The sequence below is a fragment of the Arthrobacter sp. Y3221157 genome (assembly GCF_059089865.1).
Genome location: NZ_JBNHFD010000019.1, coordinates 13,372 through 38,383 on the forward strand (window position 1 = coordinate 13,372; position 25,012 = coordinate 38,383).

Consider the following 25,012-nt stretch of genomic DNA (forward strand, 5'->3'; position numbering starts at 1 on the left):
CGGCATCAGCCCATCGGTTCAGGGTCGCCCGAACGGGCGGACACGGTGCCCTTGGTTGCCGCAAGGTCCCGGATTTTTAGTTCCCTCAGCCGCTGTGCCAGGAGGACTCCAAGGGCGTTGTGTCCCTCGACGCTCATGTGTACTGCATCTGCCAGGCGACTGGTCAACTTGTACCTGCTCACCCAGTCGCCCACACTGACAAATGTGAGGCCGTGCTGGGCAGCAATGGTTCCCAGCAGCGCATCGACCTGGGTTCGTCGCCCGCCGCCGTTGCCCGCGCCGCGCCCCAGCGTCCCTATTACGACGATTTGCGTGGCCGGATACCTGGACTTCAAGGCGTGGAGAAGCCTGTTGGCGTTGCCGGTAATCTGGGCGTCCGTTGCCCCGCTCCCGGCATCGTTCCCGCCGCCTTGGACAACCACCAGGGCCGGCGTGCCCACCGGGAGCAGCCAGTCACCACGCTCGAGGGCGTCGATATAGTTGCCGACGCCGCCATTTGCCTTGACGTAACCTGTCCCGCCTAATCCGGCAAAGTGGACCTGGTAGCCCAACGCCGCGAGTGCCTGCCTTGGCCATCCGTGCGCCGGCGCCGACTGGGAGTCGCCTATGAGCACAGCAGTCCTGCTGATGTTCGGCACAACCACCTCGTTGCGGCCACTGATGGGATTCCGGTAGATGGAGCCGGGCAGCGGGATCGCCATTCCTTCGACGAACTTGGGCAAGTCCAGATGCGGCCGGTATGGAGCGGCGGCCGGCTGGCCGGGAACCGGCACGGCCCTAAGCAGTCGGGGCGGCGTGCCCTCGGGCATTGCACCGGTTTGAACTGCGACCCGCACACCGCCGGGGATTGCGGGGACGGGCATCGACGGCTGTCCCGGTGCAACGAGGACAATCGTGGCGGCCAGTCCGAGGACTACAGAGCGCCCCAGCGCCCGGCGCAGGAGGGACCTGCCTCTCCCGGGACTCTCGTTGCTCATCAACAGTAATCATGCGGCATGTACGCGGGTTAATCCAATCACTTTTGATGCCGCGGCCGGTAAGGCATCCGGTACGTGTTTGGATACTGTTCCGGTTGGCCAGCTTTCCCTTTTAGGCCAATAAATGCTGGTGCCGGTAAGATAGGGGAAGGCGCCCTGTGCAAAGGGCCTGATCCGTCGTGCGTTCCGGTTAGGAATTGGCGCGATACAACAGCTGACTCCACTGAATCGAGCCATTACGCATGTCTGAAACCACCACCAACACCGCGGTAGCCACTGCATCGCGCAGTGACCTGCGCAACGTCGCGATTGTGGCCCACGTTGACCACGGCAAGACCACCTTGGTCGACGCCATGCTCAAGCAGACCAACTCCTTTGCCGAGCACAACCACCTTGAAGACCGCGTGATGGACTCCGGTGACCTGGAGCGCGAAAAGGGCATCACCATCCTGGCCAAGAACACCACCGTGGCCTACAACGGTCCGTCCTCCAACGGTGAGACCATCACCATCAACGTCATTGACACCCCGGGCCACGCCGACTTCGGCGGCGAAGTGGAGCGTGGGCTGTCCATGGTCGACGGCGTTGTGCTGCTCGTGGACTCCTCCGAGGGCCCGCTGCCCCAGACCCGCTTCGTGCTCCGCAAGGCCCTTGCCGCGCACCTGCCGGTCATCCTCCTGGTCAACAAGACCGACCGCCCCGACGCCCGCATCGACGAAGTGGTCCACGAATCCATGGACCTGCTCCTGGGCCTGGCATCGGATCTCGCCGATGAAGTTCCTGACCTGGACCTGGACAAGGTCCTTGAAGTTCCCGTGGTCTACGCCGCTGCCAAGGTTGGCCGCGCTTCCCTCGAGCAGCCCGCCAATGGTTCCGCTCCGGACAATGAGGACCTGGAACCGCTGTTCAAAACCATCATTGAGCACATCCCGGCCCCCACCTACAACCCGGAAGGTGTCCTGCAGGCGCACGTCACCAACCTGGACGCCTCGCCGTTCCTGGGCCGCCTCGCCCTGCTTCGCATCTACAACGGCACCCTCCGCAAGGGCCAGCAGGTTGCCTGGGCCCGCCAGAACGGCGAGCTGAAGACCGTCAAGATCACCGAGCTCCTGGCCACCAAGGCGCTTGAGCGCGTCCCGACTGAATCCGCAGGCCCCGGTGAGATCGTCGCCGTCGCAGGCATCGAGGACATCACCATCGGTGAAACCCTGACCGACGTCGAGAACCCGCAGCCGCTGCCGCTGATCACCGTGGATGATCCCGCGATCTCCATGACCATCGGTATCAACACCTCCCCGCTGGCCGGCAAGGTCAAGGGTGCCAAGGTCACCGCCCGCCAGGTGAAGGACCGCCTGGACAAGGAACTGATCGGTAACGTCTCCATCAAGGTGCTCCCCACCGAGCGCCCCGACGCGTGGGAAGTCCAGGGCCGTGGCGAGCTCGCGCTCGCCATCCTGGTTGAGCAGATGCGCCGCGAAGGCTTTGAGCTGACCGTCGGCAAGCCGCAGGTTGTCACCAAGACCATCGACGGCAAGATCCACGAGCCGATGGAGCACATGACCATCGACGTGCCCGAAGAGTACCTCGGCGCAGTCACCCAGCTCATGGCAGCCCGCAAGGGCCGCATGACCAACATGGCCAACCACGGCACCGGCTGGTGCCGCATGGAGTTCATTGTTCCGGCCCGTGGCCTGATCGGCTTCCGCACCAAGTTCCTCACGGACACCCGCGGTGCCGGCATCGCGGCGTCCATTTCCGAGGGCTACGAGCCGTGGGCCGGCCCCATCGAGTACCGTACGAACGGCTCCATGGTTGCTGACCGCGCCGGCGTGGTCACCCCGTTCGCCATGATCAACCTGCAGGAGCGCGGCTCGTTCTTCGTCAAGCCCACCTCCGAGGTGTACGAGGGCATGATCGTGGGCGAGAACTCCCGCGCCGACGACATGGACGTCAACATCACCAAGGAAAAGAAGCTCACCAACATGCGTGCCGCTTCCTCCGACACCTTCGAGAACCTGACCCCGCCGCGTGACCTGACCCTCGAAGAGTCGCTGGAATTCGCCCGCGAGGACGAGTGCGTTGAGGTAACCCCGGAGGCCATCCGCATCCGCAAGGTCATCCTGGACACCAACGAGCGCGCCAAGGCCAACCGCGCCCGCGCCAAGGCCTAAGGAGTTTTGTCCAGATACGGCGACCCGGCGGTTTAGTCCGCCATATCTGGACAAAAACTCTGTAACGGAAATGCCGGGACGGCAGGCGGTAATACCGCCGCACGTCCCGGCTTTTCCGTTTTAATCCGGTCACCCCGCCATCCCAGCACGACGGCGGCGTGAGGATGCCTTAGGCGCGGGGCTTGCGGCGTTCAGGCGCCGGGGGCACCTGCTTGGCAGCCACCACAAGGTCAAGGGGAATCACGACGTCGGCCTGCCGGGTACGGACTGTACAGGCGCCGGCGTCGCAGGAGACCAGGTGACCCAGGGCGTCCGTCAGGCCGTCCTCGACCCGGTAGCGGACCACCACCCGTGTTCCGGGTTCGGCTGCGGCAAGGAACCCTGCAGGGGTAGGCGGCTGACTCACCAGTTCATACTAGGGGTCCCGGCTAGGTTCGCGGGAACGGGCTGGGAGATAATAGGCTCAGATGTCAAGAGTCCGGCCGCAGCTGCCGGATGCAAGAACCGGCGGGTTGCCGGAACCAACGTGGAGAGGCCAGGGACGTGACGTACGTAATCGCGCAGCCGTGTGTAGATGTCAAAGACAAGGCATGTATTGAAGAATGCCCCGTCGACTGCATCTATGAGGGTGAGCGTTCGCTGTACATCCATCCGGACGAATGCGTCGACTGCGGCGCCTGCGAACCCGTATGCCCCGTTGAGGCAATTTACTACGAGGACGACACTCCGGACGAGTGGGCCGACTACTACAAGGCCAACGTGGAGTTTTTCGACGACCTCGGTTCCCCAGGCGGTGCCGCCAAGATCGGCAACACCGGCAAGGACCACCCGATGATCGCCGCCCTGCCGCCGCAGAACCAAGACCACTGACGCCCGCGGGAAGGTGACTGCAGCAGTGAATTCGTTCGGCCTTGACCTGCCCGATTATCCGTGGGAGGCCATGGCGCCGTACCTCGCGAAGGCTTCGGAGCACCCTGGCGGAGTGGTGAACCTGTCCATCGGGACGCCGGTGGACCCCACTCCGGCACTTATCCAGGATGCGCTGAAGGCTGCTGCTGACGCACCGGGATACCCCACCGTCCACGGCACGCCCGCGCTGCGGGAAGCCATCGCGGGCTGGTTCGAGCGCCGCCGCGGAGTGGCCGGGCTGGACCCCCGCAACGTCATGCCCACGGTCGGTTCCAAGGAACTCGTCGCGTGGCTGCCGCTGCTGCTTGGCCTGAAGCAGGGGGACGTCGTCGTGCGCCCCAGGGTGGCATACCCGACGTACGATATTGGTGCAACGCTGGCAGGGGCGTCCTCTGTGGCGTCGGACAACCTGGACGAGCTTGACGACGCCACCCGCTCGCGGGTGCGCCTGGTCTGGGTCAATTCCCCCGGAAATCCCACCGGCAGTGTACGCGACGCCGACTCCCTGAAGGCGCTCGTGGCGCAGGCGCGCGAACTGGGCGCCGTGGTGGCGTCGGACGAATGCTACGCCGAACTGGGCTGGGGAACCTGGGACGTCCAGCGCGGCGGCCAGCCGGTGCCCAGCATCCTGGACCCGCGCGTGGCAGGGGGCTCGCACCAGGGCCTCCTCGCCGTCTACTCGCTCAGCAAACAGTCCAACCTTGCAGGCTACCGCGCCGCCTTTGTGGCCGGCGATTCGGACTTGATGCCCAACCTCGTCAACAGCCGCAAGCACGCTGGCATGATCGTTCCCTATCCCGTGCAGGAAGCCATGCGGGTGGCGCTTGGCGACGACGCCCACGTCGAGGCCCAGAAAGACCTGTACCGCGGACGCCGGGAGCGGCTGGTTCCTGCGCTCCTGGACTTCGGCCTGGAGATCAAGGATTCCGACGCCGGGCTGTACCTCTGGTCCACGGCGGGGGAGAACACGTGGGATACCGTGGCAAGGCTGGCTGAGCGCGGCATTGTGGTGGGGCCCGGGGTCTTCTACGGCGATGCCGGTAACGGCTATGTACGGGTTGCACTGACCGGAACCGATGAACGGATCGACGCTGCGGTGGACCGCCTCCGCTAGGCGGGAGCGCATCCAGTCCCCGTAACAATCGTGTGACTCGCGCCACATCGTGGGCATTTTAGGGGAAATCGGGTTGTCTCGGATTAGTGACACCCGCCAAGGGGCGGTACTTTTTAACTGATCAATGGTGGCTTTCTACAAGAAGGCAGCCCGGGTGTTGGAACCTGTGTCCTCAGGGTCAGTGCGCGGCTCACCTGATATTGGATCAAGCTTTCGACAGAGGCCCAGAAGCCTCATGAAGGGGACTCCATGACTGAGACCAACAACGCTGCGACCCTGCTGCACGCAGGTGGAGAGCTTAAGCTCCCGCGCATCCCGGTTATTGAAGGAAACGAAGGATACGACGTTTCCAAGCTGCTGAAGCAGACGGGTGCAGTCACCTTTGACCCCGGCTTCATGAACACCGCGGCAACCACCTCGGCCATCACCTACATCGATGGCGACGCGGGCATCCTGCGCTACCGCGGATACCCCATCGAGCAGTTGGCGGCGCACTCCAGCTTCCTCGAGGTGTCCTACCTCCTGATCTACGGCAACCTGCCCACCCCCACGGAGCTGGAAGAGTTCGACCAGAAGATCCGCCGCCACACCCTGCTGCATGAGGAATTGAAGGGCTTCTTCGGCGGATTCCCGCGCGACGCCCACCCGATGCCCGTCCTGTCCTCCGCCGTGTCCGCGCTGTCCACGTTCTACCAGGACTCGCTGGATCCGTTCAACGCCGAGCAGGTGGAAGTATCCACCATCCGGCTCATGGCCAAGCTGCCGGTCATCGCCGCCTACGCGCACAAGAAGTCCATCGGCCAGCCCATGCTGTATCCGGACAACTCCCACAACCTGGTGGAGAACTTCCTGCGCCTGAGCTTTGGCCTGCCGGCCGAGCAGTACGAAGTTGATCCAATTGTGGCCAAGGCCCTGGACCTGCTCCTGATCCTGCATGCGGACCACGAGCAGAATTGCTCCACCTCCACCGTTCGCCTGGTGGGCTCGTCCAACGCCAACCTTTTTGCCTCCGTCTCCGCAGGCATCAACGCCCTCTTCGGTCCGGCCCACGGCGGTGCCAACGAAGCCGTACTGAAGATGCTCCGCCAGATCCAGGCCGAGGGGCTCAAGCCCGAGGACTACATGGAGAAGGTCAAGAACAAGGAAGACGGCGTCCGCCTTATGGGCTTCGGGCACCGTGTCTACAAGAACTACGATCCGCGCGCCAAGATCGTCAAGGCCACCGCGCACGAGATCCTCAGCAAGCTCGGCGGCAATGACGAACTGCTGGACATCGCCCTCCGCCTGGAAGAGAAGGCGCTCAACGATGATTACTTCATCCAGCGCAAGCTCTACCCGAACGTGGACTTCTACACCGGCCTGATCTACAAGGCCATGGGCTTCCCGGAGAAGATGTTCACCGTTCTGTTCGCCATCGGACGCCTGCCCGGCTGGATCGCCCAGTGGCGGGAAATGATCAGCGATCCCAACACCAAGATCGGCCGGCCGCGCCAGCTGTACATCGGCGAACCGGCCCGGGACTACCCGGCACGCTAGTCCCCACCGGCTCCCAAACCTCGCAAGCTCGGTTCGGGTCCCGCGCCGGTGTGGGCCCATCCACCGGCTCCCAAACCTCGCAAGCTCGGTTCGGGTCCCGCGCCGGTGTGGGCCCATCCACCGGCTCCCAAACCTCGCAAGCTCGGTTCGGGTCCCTCGCCGGCGTGGACCCATTAAGACGGCGGCCGCCCACCTCTCCAGGTGGGCGGCCGTTTCGTTGTGCTGCGGTAAGTCGGGCTGCGAAATCAGGACATGTAGCCGTTGGGGTTGTTCTTTTGCCAGCGCCAGTGGTCTTCGCACATTTCGTCGACGGTTTTGGTGGTGGACCAGCTGAGGTCGGCCAGTGCCGAGGTGGCGTCTGCCCAGAAGGCGGGCAGGTCCCCGGCGCGGCGGGCGGTGATTTCGTAGGGGATGGGCTTGCCGACTGCCTTCTCGAAGGAACGCAGGACTTCCAGGACGGAGGAGCCCTTGCCGGAACCCAGGTTCCAGCGGAAGACGCCGGCGCGGTCTGCGACGTGGTTCAGGGCTGCGACGTGGCCTTGGGCGAGGTCCACCACGTGGATGTAGTCGCGCAGGCAGGTGCCGTCCGGGGTGTCGTAGTCGCCGCCGAAGACCATCAGCTTCTCGCGCCGGCCGACAGCGACCTGGGCGATGAACGGGACGAGGTTGTTGGGGATGCCCTGCGGGTCTTCGCCGATACGGCCGGAGGGATGGGCGCCGACGGGGTTGAAGTAGCGCAGCAGTGCTATGTGCCAGCGCGGGTCCGCGGCGCCGAGGTCGGAGAGGATGTCCTCGATCTGTTCTTTGGTGCGGCCGTAGGGGTTGTTGGCGCCGATTTCCATTTTCTCGACGTAGGGGATGGGGTTGTGTTCGCCGTAGACGGTCGCGGAGGAGCTGAACACGAAGGAGCGAACGTCGTGCCGGTCCATGACCCGGATCAGGTTCAGGGTGCCCACCAGGTTGTTGTAGTAGTACTTCAGCGGTTCCTGGACTGATTCCCCCACGGCTTTCAGGCCGGCGAAGTGGATGACGGCGTCGATGGCGCTGCCGGCGAAGACACGTTCCACGGCGGCTTCGTCCACCAGGTCGACGTGGTGGAATTCGGCGGCCTTGCCGCTGAGTTCGGCCACCCGGCGCAGGGACTCTTCGCTGGAGTTGACCAGGTTGTCGATGACCACCACGTCATGGCCGGCTTCCTGCAGGGAAAGAACAGTGTGGGAACCGATGTAACCGGTTCCCCCGGTAACCAGAATTTTCATGCCTCCACGCTATCCCACGGGGCATGCTGCCGGCGTCGCGTTCCGGATTCGGGCAGGCCAGGTCCCGCCGGTCATCTTGGAAGCACAAGTGTGCTACATAAGAGGGATGCCTAAACTTGTGGACGCCCATGCCCGCCGCCAGGATGTTGTGGAAGCGGTCCTGCGGATCATCGCAGTGGACGGGCTGGAACGGGCATCGCTTCGAGAAGTTGCGGACGAGGCCGGCCTGGCCGTCGGCTCGGTGCGGCACTACTTCGCTAACAGTGACGAACTGCTCGCGTACTCCTTCGGCACGGTGGTGGACCGCATCGTGGGGCGGCTGCGAAACGGCCAGGCCCACCTCGCGGCTGCGGCCCATGGCAGCAGCGGGCAGCGTGCGGCGGTACTGGCCCTGCTTGGCGGCGCCCTGCCCCTTGACGAGGCACGGGCACTCGACGCCTGTGCCTGGCTTGCCTTCCGCAACGCCGCCAGGATCAGGCCTTTCCTCGCCCCGGTTGCGGACCGGAGCCACCGGGAAGTGGCCGCCATCATTGGCCAAGTGGTGGCCACTCTGGTGCCGGAGGGGGAAGCGGAGGACAGCCTGGTGCTGGAAGCCGAGCGCCTGCTGGCCACCCTTGACGGGCTGTGCCTGCACGCCCTGCTCCACCCCGGGTGGATGACCGCGCAGATGGTCGGCGGCGTTTTGGAGCGGCACCTTGACGGGTTGGAAGCCCAGGGGCGTTAACGTGGGCAGGGAGCGGGAATAGACTGATAGCCGGGAGAGGGCGCAGAACCGGATCACCAGACCCGGCAGAGGCGCGTCAGGGAAGGGATTTGGGATGCATCAGGCAACGGGTACAGGCTGGCGGATCACCACGGACACGTCCGGGCCCATGATGATCGCACTGTACGTCCGCGATACCGCTGGACTGAACGGCGCCGGCCACCCGGCACTGTCGCATGCCTCGCCCAAGATCCGTCCCGCTGACCATACACACCTGACGGCTGACGTGGGTGGCATCAGTGCGCTCAAGACGGAGTGGGAGGCATGGTGGGAGCAGCTCCTCAAGGCCTACCCCCAGACTTCGCCCGAACTCACGCCGCCCGACTTCGCCGCGTTTGGCAACTCACCGGCACTCCAGCGCGTCCTGCAGGCACATTTTGGCGCAGCCCTCACCTGGGCCCGCGAACGGCGGAGCGAATACGCGGAGCTGGAGGCGGAACGGGTTGCCAGCGGAACCAACCAGCTGCTGGAGGACATGGTGGACGACCGACTCCTGGAGGTGGGCCGGGATTCACGTGACTTCACGCTGAGCATCATTGAGCTGCCGCTCAACGAGGACCGCGCGTGGTACCTGGAACCGGACAAGATCATCATGAGCCGCAAGCTCATGAGCCAGCCGGAGCTCTTCCGGAGCTACGTGCAGCCCGTGGTCGAAATTCTCGTTTAGCCGGGGTGGCCGAAGTTTAGCCGGAGCGGCTGGAGCTTCACGCGTCCTGCGCCGCCACGGTGATCCGGACCTCGCCCTCGGAGGCCGCAGATTCCTGCCAGCCGTTGCGTTCCGCGCGGTCCCAGCTGCGTCCTGCCACTTCCACTTGGGTTACCTCCAGGCCCTTGGCGTTTGCCACCGCCCAGTGTGCCACGGACCAGGCCTGGCTGCCGGTGGCTTCTACCACCACGGTTTGCCCCTCAACCTTGCTGCCCAGGAAACCATAGGCACGGTCCAGTTCGGCGGAGACAGCTGTGGCGTCACCGGCTGATTCGGTGGAACGCAGCGTGCAGTGCACAGCCTGCGGTGTCTGGCCGGACAGGCCCGAGGCGAAAAACCTGCCCATGTCCTCGTGCTGGGCGTAGGCGGTGGGGTACGCGGAACGCTGGACCTGCTGCGCGGCGTCGGTGATTTCCATGGTTTCGTAGCCCGGAATCCGGACCAGCGCGTCATAGAAGGCGTTGACGGCGTAGTAGGGGTCCATGACTTGTTCCTCAGTGCCCCAGCCCTGCGACGGCCGCTGCTGGAATAGCCCCCGTGAATCCGGACCGGCCTGGTCGCCGTGGCCGATGTTCCGCAGCTTGGACTCCTGCATGGCCGCGGCCAGGGCAATGCTTGCCGCCCGCGGCGGCAGCCCGCGCTGGACCGCGACGGCGGTGATCAGCGAGGCATAGACAGCCTGGTCGGGAGCCAGCTCAGCCCTCCGCTCGCCCACCACGGCAGTGCAGCGCTCCGAGACGAGGGTCTCGGAGCGCTGCACGAAGAACACAGCCGAGTAGATGCCGCCGGCCACCAGGGCGAGGACCAGCAGGAGTACCGCAAGGCGGTGCAGGCCGCGTCTGCGTGCCACCGGGATGTCAGTTGGCGTGGAGTGCGTCGTTCAGTTCCACCGTCTGGCCCTTGCGGGGAAGGACCTCCACGGCACCGGTGGTGGAGTTGCGGCGGAACAGCAGGTTAGGGACCCCGGAGAGTTCCGCGGCCTTCACGATCTTGGTGGTGTCCTCACCCACCTCGTCCTTGGGACCCGGTACCCGGACGCGGGTTCCTGCCGTCACGTACAGTCCGGCCTCCACCACGGAGTCGTCACCAATGCTGATTCCGACGCCGGAGTTGGCGCCCAGCAGCACCCGCTCGCCAATGGTGATCTTTTCCTTGCCGCCGCCTGAGAGCGTGCCCATGATGGAGGCACCGCCGCCCACGTCGCTGCCGTCACCGGTGACAACGCCTGCGGAAATGCGGCCCTCCACCATGGAGGTGCCCAGTGTTCCGGCGTTGAAGTTCACGAAGCCCTCGTGCATGACCGTGGTGCCAGCGGCGAGGTGGGCGCCGAGGCGGACGCGGTCGGCGTCGGCGATGCGGACACCCGCGGGGACCACGTAGTCCACCATGCGCGGGAATTTGTCGATGCCGTAGACCGTGACGGGGCCGCGGCGGCGGAGCCGGGCGCGGGTCAGTTCGAAGCCCTCCACTGCGGCGGGGCCGAAGTTGGTCCAGACGACGTTGGGCAGCTTGCCGAAGATGCCGTCCAGGTTGATGGTGTTGGGCCGGACGAGGCGGTGTGAGAGCAGGTGGAGCCGGAGGTAGGCGTCGGCTGTGTCGGCAGGAGCCTCGTCGAGGTTGACCTGGACGAAGACCACTTTCTGCTCTGTGCCGCGGTCCTCGTCGGCGCCGTTTTCCGCGATCTGCGTCAGGGCCTCGTCGGCGTTCTCCACTGAACGCAGGTTTTCGGCGGCAACGCCGAGGGCCGGTGCGGGGAACCAGACGTCCAGCACCGTTGCCTCGCCGTTGGCGGTGGCGACGGTGGCCACGCCGAAGCCATAGGCGGAGCGTTCGTCGGTGGGGGAGTTCAGGGTTTCGGGCACGGCGGAAGAAGCGGTCTCAGTCATGTGCTCCAGTCTATCGAGGGCCGGGCTCCGGGTTCGAACTAGACTGGCTTCGTGACTGCCGAAACCGCTCCGGACCCCGCTTCCACCCTCTCCACCAAGGAATCCCGCCGGCAAGTTGTGCCACCCCGGCTGGATCTGCGGCAGGACGTGGCGCTGCTGACCGCGGCCATCATGGACATAGACAGCGTCTCCGGGAACGAGAAAGAACTCGCGGACGCTGTCGAAGCGGCCCTCCTGCAGGTCCCCCAGCTCACCGTTGTCCGCGACGGTGATGCCATCATCGCCCGCACCGAGCTGGGGCATTCCGAGCGGGTCATCCTTGCCGGGCACCTGGACACCGTCCCGCTGCCGCTTGCCGAGGGCGCGAAAGGCACGGTGCCTTCCACCTGGGAGTCCGGCGTCCCGGGGGTGGGGGTCCTGTACGGCCGCGGTGCCACCGACATGAAGGGCGGCGTTGCGGTGCAGCTTGCACTGGCAGCAACCATGTTCGACGGCGGCGCTCAGCCCGGGCGGGACGTCACCTTCGTCTTTTACGACAACGAGGAAGTGGAAGCAGTGAAGAGCGGCCTGGGCCGCCTGGTCCGCAATCACGGACCGCTGCTGCACGGTGACTTTGCCATCCTGCTGGAACCCACAGACGGCACGGTAGAAGGCGGCTGCAACGGTACCAGCCGCTTCGAAGCAACAACCGTGGGGGAGGCGGCGCACTCGGCCCGGGCGTGGATGGGCAGCAACGCCATCCACGCCGCGGCGCCCATCCTGGCCCGGCTGGCAGCTTACGAGCCGCAGACCATCACCGTTGACGGGCTTGACTACCGCGAAAGCCTCAACGCCGTGAGGATCAACGGGGGAACCGCCGGCAACGTCATCCCGGACCGGTGCGTGGTGGAGATCAACTACCGGTTTGCCCCGGACAAGACGCCCGACCAGGCGGAAGCGGTGGTGCGCAGCCTGCTGGAGGGCTTCAACGTTGTCCGTACCGATGCCGCGGCAGGCGCCCGGCCGGGACTCCAGCATCCGGCCGCGGCCTCCTTCATTGCCGCCGTGGGAGGCGAACCCAAGCCCAAATACGGCTGGACCGACGTCGCACGCTTCAGCGAGCTGGGCATCCCGGCCGTGAACTTCGGCCCGGGGGATGCGCTGCTGGCGCACAAGGACAATGAACACGTCCATGCCGACGCCATCCGCAAGTGCCTCGCGGCGTTGCAGGATTGGCTGGCGGGGCCAAGCGCGCGATAGAAGCCTTCCGGGTTAAACGGGAATGGCCCGGACCTGCTGGTCCGGGCCATTTCGTTTGGAACTGTCAGGGAACCGGGGCTTCGGCCTTTTCAGGTTCAGCCTTGGCCACACCTCCGGCTGCCTTCTTGGAGCCGCGGCGCTCGATCCAGACGGCAAGCCTGGAGACGAGGATGTTGATGGCGATATAGATCGCCGCGGCAACAAAGAAGATGGGGAACAGGAACTGCGTGCCCAGGAAGTCCGCCATCACCTGCACGGCGCGCAGCAGCTCGCCGTATGCCACGATATAGCCGAGCGAGGTGTCCTTCAGGAGCACCACCATCTGTGCCACCAGGGATGGCATCATCCGGCGGATGGCCTGCGGAAGCTCAATGAGCATGCGCGACTTGAAGCTGGTCAGGCCGATGGCCAGGCCTGCTTCCCGCTGCCCCCGCGGCAGGGACTGGACGCCCGCACGGATGATTTCGGCGAAGACCGCTGCGTTGTACAGCACCAGTCCGGTGACCACTGCGATGAATGGTGACGTGCCAAAACCCAGCAGGACAAACAGCATCATCAGGACCACGGGCATGCCGCGGAGGAACTCCAGCACCACCCGGATGGGAATCCGGATGAAGGCTGCATCCGAAATCCTGAGCAGGCACAGCAGCAGGCCCAGCGGGAATGCGATCACGGCCGCCAGGGCAGCAGCGCTGAGTGTTGCGCCCAGGCCGTTGCCCAGGAGCGTCCAGACGTCGGCGCGGGTGAAGATCTGCCAGCGCCTGCCTTCGAAGATGCCCTGCTGGGCAAGGGTCATGACGATCCACGCCAGCAGGCCCAGGATCAGCAGCGAGCCCACGATGGACCCGATCAGGGAAATACGGCGGGCCTTGGGACCCGGAACGTCGTAAAGGACGGAGCTCATCGGGCGATCGCCACCTTTCGTTCCACCGTGCTGGCCAGGATGCCCAGCGGAACGGTGAGGAGCAGATAGAAGAATGCAGTGCCCAGCAGGACGGCGATCACGGCGTCACCGTTGGCGTTGGCCAGCTGGCGTCCGTAGCCAAACAGCTCGAGGACGAAGAATGCGCCGGCCACCGAGGAGTTCTTGACCAGGGCGATCAGGATGTTGATCAGCGGCGGGACCACCGTCCTCAGTGCCTGCGGCAGGATGATGAGGTTCAGGACCTGGCCGAACTTCATCCCGATGCTGCGGGCGGCTTCCGCCTGCCCCACCGGGACGCTGTTGACACCTGAGCGGACAGCTTCGGCGATGAACGCTGCGGTGTAGGTACTGAGCGCAATGATTGCGGCGATTTCGAACTGTTCGAACTTGACCCCGAGCCGGGGGAGGACGATCGCTGCGAAGAAGAAGGCAATGGTCAGTGGAGTGTTGCGGAGTACCTCCACGTAAACCGTGCTGAAGCCACGGAGCGCAGCCACCGGGGAAACCCTGGCTGCCGCGAGCAGGGTGCCGAGCACCAGCGCGATGACCCCGGAAACGGCGGAAAGGAAAAGTGTGCGGAGAAAACCGTTCCAATACAGAGGGAGGTTTTCAAGAATGACGTCCATTGGATCCTTCGGCTGTGGGCGTGGACGGGAAAGCGGACGTTGCCGGGGCCGGCAAGCGGCCCCGGCAACGGGCGACTGGTTTAGTAGCGGTCAATCTCAGGCAGGTCGGGAGCCGTCTTGATGACGGAACCTGCCGTTGCTTCCCAGGCCTCTTCGTAGGAGCCGTTCTCCTCGAACTTTTCCAGCTGGTCGTTGATCCAGTTGCGGAACTCGGTGTCGCCCTTCTTCAGGCCGATGCCGTACGGCTCCTTGGTGAAGGTCTCGTCCGAGGCGAGCTTGAAGGCGTCCGGCTCCTTGTCCACGAAGCCGGCCAGGATCACGTTGTCCGTGGTGATCGCTTCCACCTGCTTGTTGCGCAGCGGTTCAAGGCAGGCTGAGTAGGTTGCCGCCGGAACGAGTTCTGCCCCGTACTTGTCCACGATGGTGGCGGCGGGGGTGGAACCGGTCACCGAGCAGACCTTCTTGCCCTTGACGTCCTCGGGGGTCTTGATGGTGTCGTTGTCCTTGTTGACCATCAGGGCCTGGCCGGCTTCGTAGTACGGGCCGGCAAAGTCGACAACCTGCTTGCGCTTGTCGTTGATGGTGTAGGTGGCGATCACCAGGTCAACCTTGCCCTGCTCGATGAAGGGTTCGCGGTTGGCGGATACGGTCTCGGACCATTCGATCTTGTCCGCGGGAATTCCCAGCTCTGCGGCGATGAGCTTTCCGATTTCGACGTCGAAGCCGACGGGCTTGCCGTCAAGGCCCACCTGGCCGAACAGCGGCTGGTCGAACTTGGTGCCGATCTTGATGCTGCCGGCCGTCGACAGCTTTTCCATGGTAGTGCCGGCTGCGAAAGTTGGCTTTTCCGCCACAGTGGGATCAGCAGTGGTCCCGGTGCCGCCGCCCCCACAGGCGCTCAGGGACAGGGCGAGGGCAGCGGTAGCCGCCACGAAGAATGACTTCCGCCTGGTAAATGCCTTCATGACATTCCTTTCATTGGTGGCCGTGGTCACGGCCTGGGTGCGAACTTGAGTGTGGTGGTTCGGGTGTTGGGTGGCGCAGATGTCAGTGCGTCAGGAGCTTGGAGAGGAAGTCCTTGGCGCGGTCGCTCTTGGGGTTGGTGAAGAACTCCTCCGGGGTGTCGTCCTCGACGATCTGGCCGTCGGCCATAAAGACAACGCGGTCCGCGGCTTTGCGGGCGAAGCCCATCTCATGGGTGACAACGATCATGGTCATGCCCTCCTTGGCGAGCTGGATCATGACGTCCAGGACCTCGTTGATCATCTCGGGGTCCAGAGCCGACGTGGGCTCGTCAAAGAGCATCACCTTGGGCTTCATGGCCAGTGCACGGGCGATGGCAACACGCTGCTGCTGGCCGCCCGAGAGCTGGGCCGGAAGCTTGGGCGCCTGATGCCCCACGCCCACGCGTTCCAGGAGCGCCATGGCGTCCTTGTCCGCAGTGCCCTTGGGAACGCCCTTGACCTTGATGGGACCCAGCGTGACGTTCTCAAGGATGGTCTTGTGGGCGAACAGGTTGAACGACTGGAAAACCATTCCGACGTCGGCCCGGAGCTGGGCGAGTTCCTTGCCCTCCTCCGGAAGCACCTTCCCATCAATGCTGATGGTCCCGCTTTCGATGGTTTCGAGGCGGTTGATGGCGCGGCACAGGGTGGATTTACCGGAGCCGGACGGCCCGATGACCACAACAACCTCGCCCTTGCGGACCTGGAGATTAATGTCCTTCAAAACGTGCAGCTGGCCGTAATGCTTATTGACGGCCTGCAGGGAAACGAGGGTATCGCCGGGCACAAGAGTAGTCATAGGAAGAATCTAGCGAACTGCGGGTGGTTATGACGGGAATCACCCCAGGTTCCTGCGGATCGTGATTCAAGAGATACCTGCCACGGGAGGTTAGCCTAGGGGAATGAGCATCAATGCAGATCCGGCCAAGAATTCCCAGCCGCGCCGTAAGGGGCCCCTCGAGTTGCGCCGCAAGCAGGCAGCGGTGGAGATGTCGGACCAGCACCTGCTTGATACCAAGGGGCCCGGGCAATTCGTCCATACGGATCCGTGGCGGGTCCTGAGAATCCAGAGCGAGTTCGTCGAGGGGTTCGGTGCGCTGGCGGACATCGGCAAGGCGGTGAGCGTCTTCGGGTCGGCCCGCACCAAACCGGGCAGTGCCTACTACGAGATGGGCGTCGAGGTCGGCCGGAAGCTGGCGGAGGCCGGCGTCGCCGTCATCACAGGCGGGGGACCCGGGTCCATGGAGGCCGCCAACCGGGGCACGGTTGAAGGCAACGGCGTTTCCGTGGGGCTGGGCATTGAGCTTCCCTTCGAGCAGGGCCTGAACCAGTGGGTGGACCTGGGCATCAACTTCCGGTACTTCTTTGCCCGCAAGACCATGTTCGTCAAGTACGCCCAGGGGTTCATCGTGCTCCCCGGCGGCCTGGGAACCCTTGACGAACTGTTCGAGGCAATGGTGCTGGTGCAGACCCGGAAGGTGACGTCCTTCCCCATCGTGCTGCTCGGCGTCGAATTCTGGGGCCCCATGATCGACTGGATCCGCGGAACCCTGGTGGCCGAAGGAATGGTTTCCGAGAAGGACCTGGACCTGATCCAGCTCGTGGACGATCCCGCCGAAGCCGTGAACCGCGTCCTGCAGGCGGGCATTACGCCGTCCCTGAACGGCGAGCAGCGGCCGGAGTAGCTTTCCAAGCAGTCCAGTACGGCGGGCCCGGTCTGGCACGATGGAACAGTGAGCTTCTTTCTGGTTTTCCTTGCCATTGTGCTGGTGGGGGCAGTTGCCTGGGCCAGCCTGGGGCGCCGTGCCAAGGGTGCCGGCGGCCGGCCGTTGCCGGTGCTGCTCGACGGCGGGTTCGAGCAGCCGCCGGCCAATCTTCCCCCGGTGCTTTTGCCGGCCGGTGCCGCCCCCGAGGACGTGGACCGCGTCCGCTTCTCGCTGGGCCTCCGCGGCTACCGGATGGACCAGGTGGACCAGGTCCTCGACGAACTCCGCGACCAGCTGGCAGCCAGGCAGCAGGAGGTGGAGGAGTTGCGCGCCCGGTTGCAGGCGTATGAGCAGCGTCCCGTCGGCGACGGGGGACCGGACGTCGCCGGGTCCGCCGGAGCGCCCGACGGCGGGAAGGCTACATCCCCCGAGGGCACCCTGTGAGTACCGTGGCGCGGCGCAGGACGGGCATCGCTTCTTCCGCCCAGGCGCTCGCGGGCCGGGCCGGAGCAGCCATGCGCAGCTGGCCCTGGTGGGCCCAGGTCTCGGCCATCTACATCAGTGCCAGGCTGGCCAGCGCCTGCATCTTCATGGCGGCCGCACTCCACCAGGGGCCCAACCCCTGGTTCGCGGCCAAGCCGGACTACTGGAACTTCATCAACATCTGGGATGCCCGGTGGTATGGCGAGGTGATCGCCAACGGCTATCCGTCGGTCCTTCCCACAGACACCACCGGCGATGTGCAGCAAAACGCCTGGGCTTTCTACCCCCTGTTTCCCGCACTCGCAGGAGGGTTGGGGCGCCTCACTGGATTGAGCCCGGCTGCCTCACTCACCGTCATTGCCATGCTGGCCGGCTGGGGAGCGGCACTGCTGGTCTACACCCTGTTCCGCCACAGGGCCTCCCACGCGGCTGCGCTGTGGGGTGTTGCCTTCTTCGCCACGTTCCCGGTATCGGCAGTGCTGCAGGTGCCGTACGCGGAGTCGCTGTCCCTGCTGCTCCTGGCGGGCGCCTTGCTGCTGGTGGTGCGCCGGCAGTACCTGTGGGCGGTTCCGGTGGTGGTGCTGCTCTGCCTGTCGCGTCCCGTGGGCGTTCCCTTCGCGCTCATGCTTGGGCTGGTACTGTGCTTCCGGTTCCTGCAGCGGTTTCCCCTCCCCGTGCGTTCCCGCGGAGCGAATTCGCCCGGAAGTGCAGGGGAAGCGCACTCCGCGGGGGACCTGGCGGCGCTGGCTGTCCTGACAGCCGTTGCAGGCGTCGCGGCCCTGGCCTGGCCGGCAGCGGCGTGGGCCGCGACCGGCGACTTCGGGGCCTACACCAAGACCGAAACGGCCTGGCGGGGACACGACCTGGTGCCGTTCAAGCCATGGTTCGATACCGGCGTCGACCTTTTCGGTCCTGTGCTGGGGCTCCTGGCGCCGTTTGTTTTCGTTGCCCTGTTCGGGCTGATGCTGTTCCTTCCGCCCGTGGTGCGCCTCGGCGCCGAACTCCGGCTGTGGTGCGCCTGCTACATGGGCTACCTTCTGGCATTCCTGCATCCCCAAACCAGTACCTTCCGCATGCTGCTTCCGCTGTTTCCGCTGGCGCTCGGGGCGGTGCTGCTGTCCAGGTCAAGGGCCTACCGGGGCGCGGTGGTCACCATGTTCCTGCTGCTCCAGATCGTATGGATCGTCTGGCTGTGGGCCTGGGCGCCATTGCCGGGCGGCGGCGACTACCCGCCCTAGTTCCGGAAACTCCCTGCAGGTCAGAACGGGAATATGGGCTTGCCGAAAATGTCCATCGATTAGCTACGTGCGGGTAATTCCGCGATAATGATAAGTAAGCAAGGACAAAAAGCATTCAGAATACGCGCAGCCTTGGCGGTAAAAGCAACCCGCCATAGCGGCTTGATCGACATGCGGACACAGCCCGCCCGGGCTGATCAGTCCTGGGACAAATTGGAGGGGAATTCCTCATGGCGGCGATGAAACCACGCACCGGCGACGGCCCAATGGAAGTCACCAAGGAGGGCCGCAGCCTGATCATGCGCGTCCCGCTCGAAGGCGGCGGGCGCCTTGTGGTCGAACTGAACGCTGCCGAAGCGGCAAACCTCAAGGAATGCCTGGTAGGCGTTACCGAATAATCGTGCCGGACAGGGTCCGCAGCTCCGGGCTGCGGACCCTGTCCTTTCCTTTGGGTCTGTCCCGGACGCTATTTCTTGACGGCCACCAGCAGGCCGTCTCCCGTGGGAAGCATTGCCGAGGCCAGCCGTTCGTCATCGCGGATGGCCTTGCCCACCTGCCGGAGGACCACCGTGGTTGCCTCACGTCCGGCCGGATTCGCCACTTTGTCCTTGTCCAGCGCATCGTTGATGATCAGCAGTCCGGACCGCTTCAGGAGCCGGACGGCCTGCTCCACGTATCCGGGCAGGCCCGGCTTGTCCGCGTCAATGAACACCAGGTCGTAGGCCGCGTCTGTCAGCCGCGGCAGCACGTCACCGGCGCGGCCCGAAATGGTCCGGGTGCGGTTGGCGGGGCTGCCGGCCTCAGCGAAAGCCTCACGGGCAGCCTTGAGGTGTTCGACGTCGACGTCGATGGTGGTAAGGACTGCCTGCGGCCCCAGCCCGCGAAGGAGGCACACGCCGGACACCCCTGCGCCGGTGCCGATTTCGACGGCGGTCTGCGCCTTGGAGGCGGCAGCGAGGACGGTGAGGACAGCACCGACACCCGGCCCGATGGCAGTGACCCCCAGTTCGAAGGAGCGCTCCCGTGCCCGAAGCATGACCTCATCCTCAGCGGGCAGATCTTCTGCATAGGACCAGCTGATGGACTTGTCGGCGCTCATGAATATTCGCTTTCTGGGCGGAAGGGGGGAATGTCTCCTACAGCCTACTGTGTCCCGGCGAAACGGCAGTGGAACCGGGCTGTTGCGCCCACGGCTGAAATGTCCGGCAGTCAGGAAATTCCCAGCCAAGTTTGAAATGATTATTATCCGGTCATCCAAAAGGTGATCGGCGCCGAATCAGTGATGTCAACAGTATCCGGGCGTTAGCATTCCACGAGGGGAGTGGACGATGTCATCTTCAGTTGTGGCACCTGTCCCTGCAACAAACAATCCCGACACCGAGTGGGTCCGTCCCACCTGGGAAGAGGTAGTCACCAACCACTCGGCCAAAGTGTATCGGCTTGCCTACCGCCTGACCGGCAACAAGTTCGACGCCGAAGACCTCACCCAGGAGGTGTTCGTTCGTGTGTTCCGGTCGCTGGACAACTTCAAGCCTGGAACACTCGACGGCTGGCTGCACCGCATCACCACTAACCTGTTCCTTGACCAGGCACGGCGCAAGACCCGCATCCGGTTCGATGCGCTGGCCGAGGACGCGGAGTCGCGCCTGCCGGGGCGAGAGCCGGGACCGGAGCAGAGCTTTGAGCTGAACAACCTGGACCTGGACGTCCAGGCCGCGCTGGAAGAACTTCCGCCGGACTTTAGGGCCGCCGTGGTCCTGTGCGACTTGGAGGGGCTCTCTTACGACGAGGTGGCGGAGGCGCTCGGCGTGAAGCTCGGAACCGTCCGGTCCCGCATCCACCGCGGCCGCACCATGCTGCGGGAAAAGCTTGCCCACCGGGACCCGCGTCCGCAGCAGACGCGGCGCAAGCTTTCCATGCCGCGCATAGCGGGCATCCTCTGATCGGCGCATGAGGTCCCGTTTCCCCCTCGGCGGCAGGCACCAGAGAACCCCCGGCCATCTTTCGGAATGCCAGGAGTGTGCCTCGGCCATGCGCCGCGAACGCCAGTACCTGGAGCGGCTGCGCCAGGCACCCATCCCCCCGGCCAGCGAGGACCTGACGGCGCGCCTGCTGGCCCGCACATCGGTGCTGGCTGCAGAGCCACTGCCTGCCGCCGCGCACATTCCTCCGCTCCGGACGGCAGTCCGGATGCTGGCCGTGACGGCCGGAAGCACCGTCGCCGCCGCCGGAGTCCTCGCCGTGGGCGCCTTTGCTGCCGCCGGGGACCCTGAAACCGCGGCACAGGCAGCTACCTCGGCGGCGCTTTCCCAGGTCTCCTCGCAGACGCCCGCGGATGGCCGTACGCTCACAGAGGAACAGCTCGGCAGGTTGCGGGCCGAGGGCTGGGCCTGCCCGGAACTGGAGGCAATGGGTTTCCAGCTGGAATCGGCCAGGGCCGTGGTCATCGACGGCCAGCCCGCTGTGTCACTTCGACTCACCGACGGATCGCACTACGCCACCGTCACCGAGCAGCACGCTGCCGGCGCTCAGGGCCAGGCTGTATCCAGCCAGCTGGACAGCCCGCTGCAGCTGGGCGGGACCTCCCCGTGGACGGCGACCTACAGGACACCCGCCCGCACCTTCACGTACGAGTCCAACCTTCCGGCAGACCAGGCGGACGACGCCGTGCCGATCCTGCAGCGGCTGGCCAGCCAGTCCACTGCCGGGGTGGCCGCCGCGGCCCACGAAACGGACGGGTCCGGGGCGGAGGAGTCCCTGGGCGCCCGGATGCAGCGCGGGATCAACAACATCGTGGCCCTCTTTACCCGGTGACACAGGCATGGCCTGTACCCGCGGGACGGAAATCGTCACCGGCAGCCCGGAGAGGGTAATCTTCCTAAAGTGTTTGGAATCAACGGCCCGGAGTTTTTTCTTCTGCTGCTCATCGGCATCCTGGTGATCGGCCCCCAAAGGCTGCCCGAATACACCCAGAAACTGGCGAACCTGGTAAAGGAAGTCCGCCGCATGGCGTCCGGCGCCCGTGAGCAGATCAAGGAAGAAGTGGGCATCGACATCGACGATGTCGACTGGAAGAAGTACGATCCCCGCCAGTACGATCCCCGGCGCATCATCAAGGAAGCGCTGCTCGAGGACGATTCCAAACCCGTCAGCGCAGGAGCACCCGCCGCAGTGGCTGCTGTCTCAGGGGCGGCCGCCGTTGCCGCCGTGGATGGGGCTCCGGCACGGCCGCAGCGAGTGGTGCAGTCCCTCCCCGCAGGCGAAGCTGCGCCGTACGATACCGAAGCCACCTAGGAATCCACCCGCGCGCTGCCCTTGCCAGGGCCAGGAACCGGCCAGCCGGTCAGCGCGGCTGAAGCCCGAGTTTCATGCCGGCCAGGCCCCGCGGCACCGATGCCAGCCGGCCGGCGATCCCTGACAGCGCAGCAGCCGCAGGAGTTCCGGGCTGGCCGATAACGATCGGAACACCCGTGTCGCCGCCTTCACGGAGCTGGATGTCCAGGGGAATCTGTCCGAGCAGCGGCACCTCCGCACCCACGGTGGCCGTCAGCCTTTCGGTGAGGACCGCGCCGCCGCCGCTTCCGAACAATTCCATCCGGCCGCCGTCAGGCATCTCCAGGTAGGACATGTTCTCGATGACGCCCGCCACCTTCTGGCCCGTCTGGGTGGCGATGGCGCCGGCGCGTTCCGCGACGTCCGCTGCAGCGGCCTGGGGAGTGGTGACCACCAGGATCTCAGCCTTGGGCAGCAGCTGGGCCACCGAAATGGCGATGTCCCCGGTGCCCGGCGGAAGGTCGAGGAACAGCGCATCCAGGTCGCCGAAGTAGACGTCCGTGAGGAATTGCTCCAGGGCGCGGTGCAGCATGGGCCCGCGCCAGGCCACGGGCTGGTTGCCGGTGACGAACATGCCGATGGAGATCACCTTCACGCCGTAGGCGACGGGCGGCAGGATCATGTCGTCCACGCGCGTGGGCGCCTGGCTGATTCCCATCAGTGCAGGAACGGAAAAGCCGTAGACATCCGCGTCCACGATGCCCACCCGCAGGCCCTGCGCGGCCATGGAACAGGCAAGGTTCACAGTGACAGAGGATTTCCCCACACCGCCTTTTCCGCTTGCCACAGCGAAGACCTTGGTGAGGGACTCGGGCTGGTTGAAAGGGATGCCACGCTGACCGCCGGCGCCGCGGAGCTTTTCCTTCAGTGCGTCCCGCTGCGCCTGGTCCATCACTTTCAGGTCCACGTCGACGGCGGTGACACCCGCTACAGCACCCAGCGCCTTTTCGGAGTCGGCGGTGATGGTATCCCTGAGGGGGCAGCCGGCAATCGTGAGCAGGACGGTCAGGCTGACCCGGCCGTCGTCGGAGACCTTCACTGAGTCCACCATTCCCAGTTCCGTGATGGGACGCCTCAACTCGGGGTCGATGACGGTGGAAAGCGCAGCCGTGACTGCTTCGGCCAACCCGGGGCTGGCGGTACGTTCATTCATTAACGGTCCTGGTTGGAGTGGCCGGGTTTGATCCTGGGGATCTGCTGCGTCCTGGGATTGCGCTGCCGGTCGCGCTGCTCCCGCAGCTTGTCCTTCGGGGACTCGTGGTTGCCTGGGCCCGTCTGGTCGTGGCTGCGCAGTTCTTCCTGCGCGTCCAGGATGTCTTCGAGCAGCGATCGCAGCTCGGCCCGGACGTAGTCGCGGGTGGCCACCTCACGCAGTGCGATCCGCAGCGACGCCAGTTCCCGGGTGAGGTACTCGGTGTCGGACAGGTTGCGTTCGGCACGCTGGCGGTCCTGCTGCAGGGAGACCCGGTCCCGGTCGTCCTGCCGGTTCTGGGCCAGCAGCAGCAGCGGCGCCGCGTACGAGGCCTGCAGCGACAGCATCAGGGTCAGCAGGGTGAACCCGAGGTCCTTGGAATCGAACTGCCACTCCAGGGGAGCCCACGTGTTCCAGGCAAGCCAGACGACGACGAACACCGTCATGTACACCAGGAACTGCGGCGTTCCCATGAAACGGGCGAAACCTTCGGTGGCATGGCCGAAAGCGTCCGGATCCGGGGAGAACTTGGGCAGGATCCGCTGGCGTCCGCTCAGCGGCGTGTCCAGGCTGCCGCCCTTTGCCGCACCGCGGCCTGGGCCCCTCTGGTTGGGGTTCTTTGGAGCGCTGTTGTCAGCCAATGCGTCCACCGAGCTTTCTTATCGGGGCTTCGCCATCATAGGCGCGCCAATCATCCGGCAACAGATGATCAAGGACGTCATCAACAGTCACCGCCCCCACAAGGCGGCCGGTGTGGTTGACCACCGGGAGGGAGTTCAGGTTGTAGGTTGCCAGGGTCCGGGCCACCTCGCTGATATGTGCCTGGTCGGACAAAGGCTCCAGGTTCTTGTCCACCAGGTTTCCCAAGGGCTCGTACGGGGGAAAGCGAAGCAGCTGCTGGATGTGCACCACGCCCAGGAAACGTCCGGTGGGGGTTTCCAGCGGCGGCCGGGAAATGAAGATGGAGGAGGCCAGGGCCGGAGACAATTCCTCCCGGCGGACATGGGCCAGCGCCTCTGCCACGGTGGCCTCCGGTGGCAGGATGACGGGCACCGGCGTCATCAGGCCGCCCGCGGTGTCCTCGTCGTATTCCAGCAGGCGCCGGACGTCCTCGGCGCCCTCCGGCTCCATCAGCTGGAGGAGTTCCTCCGCCTGCGCGGAGGGAAGCTCGCCTAGAAGGTCGGCGGCGTCATCCGGGTCCATCTCCTCCAGCACATCGGCGGCGCGCTGGACGTCCAGGGCGGAGAGGATCTCCACCTGGTCGTCTTCCGGCAGTTCCTGCAGGACGTCGGCCAGGCGCTCGTCCTGAAGCTCGCTGGCCACCTCGAAGCGGCGTTTGTCGCTCATTTCCTGGAGGGCCTCGGCGAAGTCCGCGGGCTTGAGGTCCTCGTGGTTTGCCACGAACTGGGTGGCGGCCTGCGGCTCCGTGCGCGGGCCCTGCAGCGCGTCTGCCCAGTCAATGATCAGGGTCTCGTTGCGGCGCAGCCGGCTGAGGGGGGACAGCGAATGTCCACGCCGGACGAACAGTTTGCTGACGAACCAGTCACCGGAACGGCTCTGGTCCATGGCGATGTCTTCGATGGTGGCATCGCCGCTGCCGTCACGCAGAGTAACGCGGCGGTCGAACATCTCGGCCACCACCAGCGTTTCCGCGCCGCGCTGCTCAAAGCGCCGCAGGTTCACCAGGCCGGTGCAGATGATTTGGCTTTGGTCGATGGAGGTAATGCGCGTCATCGGAACGAACACACGCTTCTTTCCCGGAACCTCCACCACGATGCCCACCACGTGCGGGGCTCCCTGGGTTCCGCGGGACAGCACAACAACATCGCGCAGCCGGCCCAGCCGGTCACCCAGCGGGTCGAAGACGTCGAGTCCCAGCAGGCGCGCAACGAAGACTCGGGTAGGTGTTGTGCTCACTCCTACAGGCTACCGAGTCTGCTCTCTT

27 protein-coding genes are annotated in these 25,012 nt (G+C 65.3%); 14 read left to right on the forward strand and 13 right to left on the reverse strand.

Annotated features, from left to right (window positions below; genetic code table 11):
- Positions 1-5: 5 nt before the first annotated feature.
- Positions 6-977 carry an SGNH/GDSL hydrolase family protein gene (locus AC5RTT_RS07705; protein WP_494144687.1) on the reverse strand — a complete coding sequence of 324 codons (972 nt, stop codon included), beginning with the start codon at positions 975-977 and terminating at the stop codon, positions 6-8.
- Positions 978-1,219: 242 nt separating this feature from the next.
- Between AC5RTT_RS07705 and typA the strand changes: the two genes are divergently transcribed.
- Positions 1,220-3,148 carry a translational GTPase TypA gene (typA, locus tag AC5RTT_RS07710; RefSeq protein ID WP_494144688.1) on the forward strand — a complete coding sequence of 643 codons (1,929 nt, stop codon included), beginning with the start codon at positions 1,220-1,222 and terminating at the stop codon, positions 3,146-3,148.
- Between the two features lie 169 nt (positions 3,149-3,317).
- Here typA and AC5RTT_RS07715 read toward each other — a convergent pair whose 3' ends face one another.
- Positions 3,318-3,554: a putative acetyltransferase gene (locus AC5RTT_RS07715; protein WP_494144689.1), complete on the reverse strand. Its 237-nt coding sequence runs from the start codon at positions 3,552-3,554 to the stop codon at positions 3,318-3,320.
- A 137-nt stretch (positions 3,555-3,691) separates the two neighbouring features.
- Here AC5RTT_RS07715 and fdxA point away from each other — a divergent pair, with 137 nt between their 5' ends.
- From fdxA to AC5RTT_RS07730, 3 genes are all read left to right on the forward strand, one after another.
- The gene (fdxA, locus tag AC5RTT_RS07720) at positions 3,692-4,018 is read left to right on the forward strand and encodes a ferredoxin (RefSeq protein ID WP_009356972.1); all 327 of its coding nucleotides are present in this window, start codon (positions 3,692-3,694) and stop codon (positions 4,016-4,018) included.
- 13 nt (positions 4,019-4,031) lie between these two features.
- A complete protein-coding gene (dapC, locus tag AC5RTT_RS07725; protein ID WP_494144690.1) occupies positions 4,032-5,171 on the forward strand; it encodes a succinyldiaminopimelate transaminase in 1,140 nt (379 codons plus the stop codon).
- A gap of 249 nt (positions 5,172-5,420) precedes the next feature.
- Positions 5,421-6,707, forward strand: a complete 1,287-nt coding sequence (locus AC5RTT_RS07730; protein WP_494144691.1) for a citrate synthase — start codon at positions 5,421-5,423, stop codon at positions 6,705-6,707.
- Positions 6,708-6,952: 245 nt separating this feature from the next.
- Here the strand turns inward: AC5RTT_RS07730 and galE are convergent, their stop codons facing one another.
- Complete coding sequence (galE, locus tag AC5RTT_RS07735; protein WP_494144692.1) at positions 6,953-7,966, reverse strand: UDP-glucose 4-epimerase GalE; 1,014 nt, start codon at positions 7,964-7,966, stop codon at positions 6,953-6,955.
- Between the two features lie 106 nt (positions 7,967-8,072).
- On the opposite strand from galE, the gene AC5RTT_RS07740 reads away from it, so the two are divergent.
- Positions 8,073-8,690, forward strand: a complete 618-nt coding sequence (locus AC5RTT_RS07740; protein WP_494144693.1) for a TetR/AcrR family transcriptional regulator — start codon at positions 8,073-8,075, stop codon at positions 8,688-8,690.
- A gap of 94 nt (positions 8,691-8,784) precedes the next feature.
- Positions 8,785-9,396 (forward strand): hypothetical protein, encoded by a 612-nt coding sequence (locus AC5RTT_RS07745; RefSeq protein ID WP_494008819.1) that lies wholly within the window; start codon positions 8,785-8,787, stop codon positions 9,394-9,396.
- A 37-nt stretch (positions 9,397-9,433) separates the two neighbouring features.
- On the opposite strand, the gene AC5RTT_RS07750 is transcribed toward AC5RTT_RS07745, so the two are convergent.
- Positions 9,434-10,285, reverse strand: coding sequence for a hypothetical protein (locus AC5RTT_RS07750; RefSeq protein WP_494144694.1), 852 nt, complete (start codon positions 10,283-10,285; stop codon positions 9,434-9,436).
- A 7-nt stretch (positions 10,286-10,292) separates the two neighbouring features.
- Positions 10,293-11,321, reverse strand: coding sequence for a 2,3,4,5-tetrahydropyridine-2,6-dicarboxylate N-succinyltransferase (dapD, locus tag AC5RTT_RS07755; protein ID WP_494144695.1), 1,029 nt, complete (start codon positions 11,319-11,321; stop codon positions 10,293-10,295).
- Positions 11,322-11,372: 51 nt separating this feature from the next.
- Between dapD and dapE the strand changes: the two genes are divergently transcribed.
- The gene (gene dapE / locus AC5RTT_RS07760) at positions 11,373-12,560 is read left to right on the forward strand and encodes a succinyl-diaminopimelate desuccinylase (protein ID WP_494144696.1); all 1,188 of its coding nucleotides are present in this window, start codon (positions 11,373-11,375) and stop codon (positions 12,558-12,560) included.
- Between the two features lie 64 nt (positions 12,561-12,624).
- Here the strand turns inward: dapE and AC5RTT_RS07765 are convergent, their stop codons facing one another.
- The 4 genes from AC5RTT_RS07765 to AC5RTT_RS07780 form a co-directional block, all read right to left on the reverse strand.
- Positions 12,625-13,464, reverse strand: coding sequence for an amino acid ABC transporter permease (locus AC5RTT_RS07765; RefSeq protein WP_494144697.1), 840 nt, complete (start codon positions 13,462-13,464; stop codon positions 12,625-12,627).
- A complete protein-coding gene (locus AC5RTT_RS07770) occupies positions 13,461-14,111 on the reverse strand; it encodes an amino acid ABC transporter permease (RefSeq protein WP_494144698.1) in 651 nt (216 codons plus the stop codon). Before AC5RTT_RS07770 ends, AC5RTT_RS07765 begins: the two co-directional genes overlap by 4 nt.
- Before the next feature lie 80 nt (positions 14,112-14,191).
- Positions 14,192-15,076, reverse strand: a complete 885-nt coding sequence (locus tag AC5RTT_RS07775) for a glutamate ABC transporter substrate-binding protein (protein WP_494144699.1) — start codon at positions 15,074-15,076, stop codon at positions 14,192-14,194.
- 82 nt (positions 15,077-15,158) lie between these two features.
- Complete coding sequence (locus AC5RTT_RS07780) at positions 15,159-15,914, reverse strand: amino acid ABC transporter ATP-binding protein (protein ID WP_035752578.1); 756 nt, start codon at positions 15,912-15,914, stop codon at positions 15,159-15,161.
- A 103-nt stretch (positions 15,915-16,017) separates the two neighbouring features.
- Here AC5RTT_RS07780 and AC5RTT_RS07785 point away from each other — a divergent pair, with 103 nt between their 5' ends.
- The 4 genes from AC5RTT_RS07785 to AC5RTT_RS07800 all read left to right on the forward strand — a co-directional run bounded on the left by AC5RTT_RS07785 (position 16,018) and on the right by AC5RTT_RS07800 (position 18,940).
- A complete protein-coding gene (locus tag AC5RTT_RS07785) occupies positions 16,018-16,800 on the forward strand; it encodes an LOG family protein (protein WP_494008811.1) in 783 nt (260 codons plus the stop codon).
- A 48-nt stretch (positions 16,801-16,848) separates the two neighbouring features.
- Positions 16,849-17,265, forward strand: coding sequence for a DivIVA domain-containing protein (locus AC5RTT_RS07790; RefSeq protein WP_494144700.1), 417 nt, complete (start codon positions 16,849-16,851; stop codon positions 17,263-17,265).
- A complete protein-coding gene (locus AC5RTT_RS07795; protein ID WP_494144701.1) occupies positions 17,262-18,542 on the forward strand; it encodes a hypothetical protein in 1,281 nt (426 codons plus the stop codon). The genes AC5RTT_RS07790 and AC5RTT_RS07795 overlap by 4 nt, the downstream gene beginning before the upstream one ends.
- A 230-nt stretch (positions 18,543-18,772) precedes the next feature.
- Positions 18,773-18,940 carry a DUF3117 domain-containing protein gene (locus tag AC5RTT_RS07800; protein ID WP_009357720.1) on the forward strand — a complete coding sequence of 56 codons (168 nt, stop codon included), beginning with the start codon at positions 18,773-18,775 and terminating at the stop codon, positions 18,938-18,940.
- Between the two features lie 68 nt (positions 18,941-19,008).
- Here AC5RTT_RS07800 and AC5RTT_RS07805 read toward each other — a convergent pair whose 3' ends face one another.
- On the reverse strand, positions 19,009-19,641 hold the full coding sequence (locus AC5RTT_RS07805; RefSeq protein ID WP_494144702.1) for an O-methyltransferase: 633 nt from the start codon (positions 19,639-19,641) through the stop codon (positions 19,009-19,011).
- Between the two features lie 229 nt (positions 19,642-19,870).
- Here AC5RTT_RS07805 and sigE point away from each other — a divergent pair, with 229 nt between their 5' ends.
- From sigE to AC5RTT_RS07820, 3 genes are all read left to right on the forward strand, one after another.
- Complete coding sequence (sigE, locus tag AC5RTT_RS07810; protein WP_494008807.1) at positions 19,871-20,485, forward strand: RNA polymerase sigma factor SigE; 615 nt, start codon at positions 19,871-19,873, stop codon at positions 20,483-20,485.
- Between the two features lie 88 nt (positions 20,486-20,573).
- Complete coding sequence (locus AC5RTT_RS07815; RefSeq protein ID WP_494144703.1) at positions 20,574-21,356, forward strand: anti-sigma factor; 783 nt, start codon at positions 20,574-20,576, stop codon at positions 21,354-21,356.
- Between the two features lie 69 nt (positions 21,357-21,425).
- Positions 21,426-21,836: a twin-arginine translocase TatA/TatE family subunit gene (locus AC5RTT_RS07820; RefSeq protein ID WP_494144704.1), complete on the forward strand. Its 411-nt coding sequence runs from the start codon at positions 21,426-21,428 to the stop codon at positions 21,834-21,836.
- 49 nt (positions 21,837-21,885) lie between these two features.
- On the opposite strand, the gene AC5RTT_RS07825 is transcribed toward AC5RTT_RS07820, so the two are convergent.
- Genes AC5RTT_RS07825 through AC5RTT_RS07835 form a run of 3 tightly spaced genes read right to left on the reverse strand, consistent with a single transcriptional unit; the run spans position 21,886 to position 24,984 of the window.
- A complete protein-coding gene (locus tag AC5RTT_RS07825; protein ID WP_494144705.1) occupies positions 21,886-23,028 on the reverse strand; it encodes an Mrp/NBP35 family ATP-binding protein in 1,143 nt (380 codons plus the stop codon).
- A complete protein-coding gene (locus tag AC5RTT_RS07830) occupies positions 23,028-23,717 on the reverse strand; it encodes a DUF1003 domain-containing protein (protein ID WP_494144706.1) in 690 nt (229 codons plus the stop codon). Before AC5RTT_RS07830 ends, AC5RTT_RS07825 begins: the two co-directional genes overlap by 1 nt.
- The gene (locus AC5RTT_RS07835; RefSeq protein WP_494144707.1) at positions 23,701-24,984 is read right to left on the reverse strand and encodes a magnesium transporter MgtE N-terminal domain-containing protein; all 1,284 of its coding nucleotides are present in this window, start codon (positions 24,982-24,984) and stop codon (positions 23,701-23,703) included. The genes AC5RTT_RS07830 and AC5RTT_RS07835 overlap by 17 nt, the downstream gene beginning before the upstream one ends.
- Positions 24,985-25,012: the final 28 nt, after the last annotated feature.

What these genes read in the sequence shown, in the direction of transcription:
- AC5RTT_RS07705 (WP_494144687.1), bottom strand. Translation starts at nt 977, where the DNA reads ATGAGCAACGAGAGTCCCGGGAGAGGCAGGTCCCTCCTGCGCCGGGCG.
- AC5RTT_RS07740 (WP_494144693.1), top strand. Translation starts at nt 8,073, where the DNA reads ATGCCTAAACTTGTGGACGCCCATGCCCGCCGCCAGGATGTTGTGGAA.
- AC5RTT_RS07825 (WP_494144705.1), bottom strand. Translation starts at nt 23,028, where the DNA reads ATGAATGAACGTACCGCCAGCCCCGGGTTGGCCGAAGCAGTCACGGCT.
- AC5RTT_RS07775 (WP_494144699.1), bottom strand. Translation starts at nt 15,076, where the DNA reads ATGAAGGCATTTACCAGGCGGAAGTCATTCTTCGTGGCGGCTACCGCT.
- AC5RTT_RS07765 (WP_494144697.1), bottom strand. Translation starts at nt 13,464, where the DNA reads ATGAGCTCCGTCCTTTACGACGTTCCGGGTCCCAAGGCCCGCCGTATT.
- AC5RTT_RS07745 (WP_494008819.1), top strand. Translation starts at nt 8,785, where the DNA reads ATGCATCAGGCAACGGGTACAGGCTGGCGGATCACCACGGACACGTCC.
- galE (WP_494144692.1), bottom strand. Translation starts at nt 7,966, where the DNA reads ATGAAAATTCTGGTTACCGGGGGAACCGGTTACATCGGTTCCCACACT.
- AC5RTT_RS07730 (WP_494144691.1), top strand. Translation starts at nt 5,421, where the DNA reads ATGACTGAGACCAACAACGCTGCGACCCTGCTGCACGCAGGTGGAGAG.
- AC5RTT_RS07785 (WP_494008811.1), top strand. Translation starts at nt 16,018, where the DNA reads ATGAGCATCAATGCAGATCCGGCCAAGAATTCCCAGCCGCGCCGTAAG.
- dapD (WP_494144695.1), bottom strand. Translation starts at nt 11,321, where the DNA reads ATGACTGAGACCGCTTCTTCCGCCGTGCCCGAAACCCTGAACTCCCCC.
- sigE (WP_494008807.1), top strand. Translation starts at nt 19,871, where the DNA reads ATGTCATCTTCAGTTGTGGCACCTGTCCCTGCAACAAACAATCCCGAC.
- typA (WP_494144688.1), top strand. Translation starts at nt 1,220, where the DNA reads ATGTCTGAAACCACCACCAACACCGCGGTAGCCACTGCATCGCGCAGT.
- AC5RTT_RS07805 (WP_494144702.1), bottom strand. Translation starts at nt 19,641, where the DNA reads ATGAGCGCCGACAAGTCCATCAGCTGGTCCTATGCAGAAGATCTGCCC.
- AC5RTT_RS07770 (WP_494144698.1), bottom strand. Translation starts at nt 14,111, where the DNA reads ATGGACGTCATTCTTGAAAACCTCCCTCTGTATTGGAACGGTTTTCTC.
- AC5RTT_RS07780 (WP_035752578.1), bottom strand. Translation starts at nt 15,914, where the DNA reads ATGACTACTCTTGTGCCCGGCGATACCCTCGTTTCCCTGCAGGCCGTC.
- AC5RTT_RS07815 (WP_494144703.1), top strand. Translation starts at nt 20,574, where the DNA reads ATGCGCCGCGAACGCCAGTACCTGGAGCGGCTGCGCCAGGCACCCATC.
- AC5RTT_RS07800 (WP_009357720.1), top strand. Translation starts at nt 18,773, where the DNA reads ATGGCGGCGATGAAACCACGCACCGGCGACGGCCCAATGGAAGTCACC.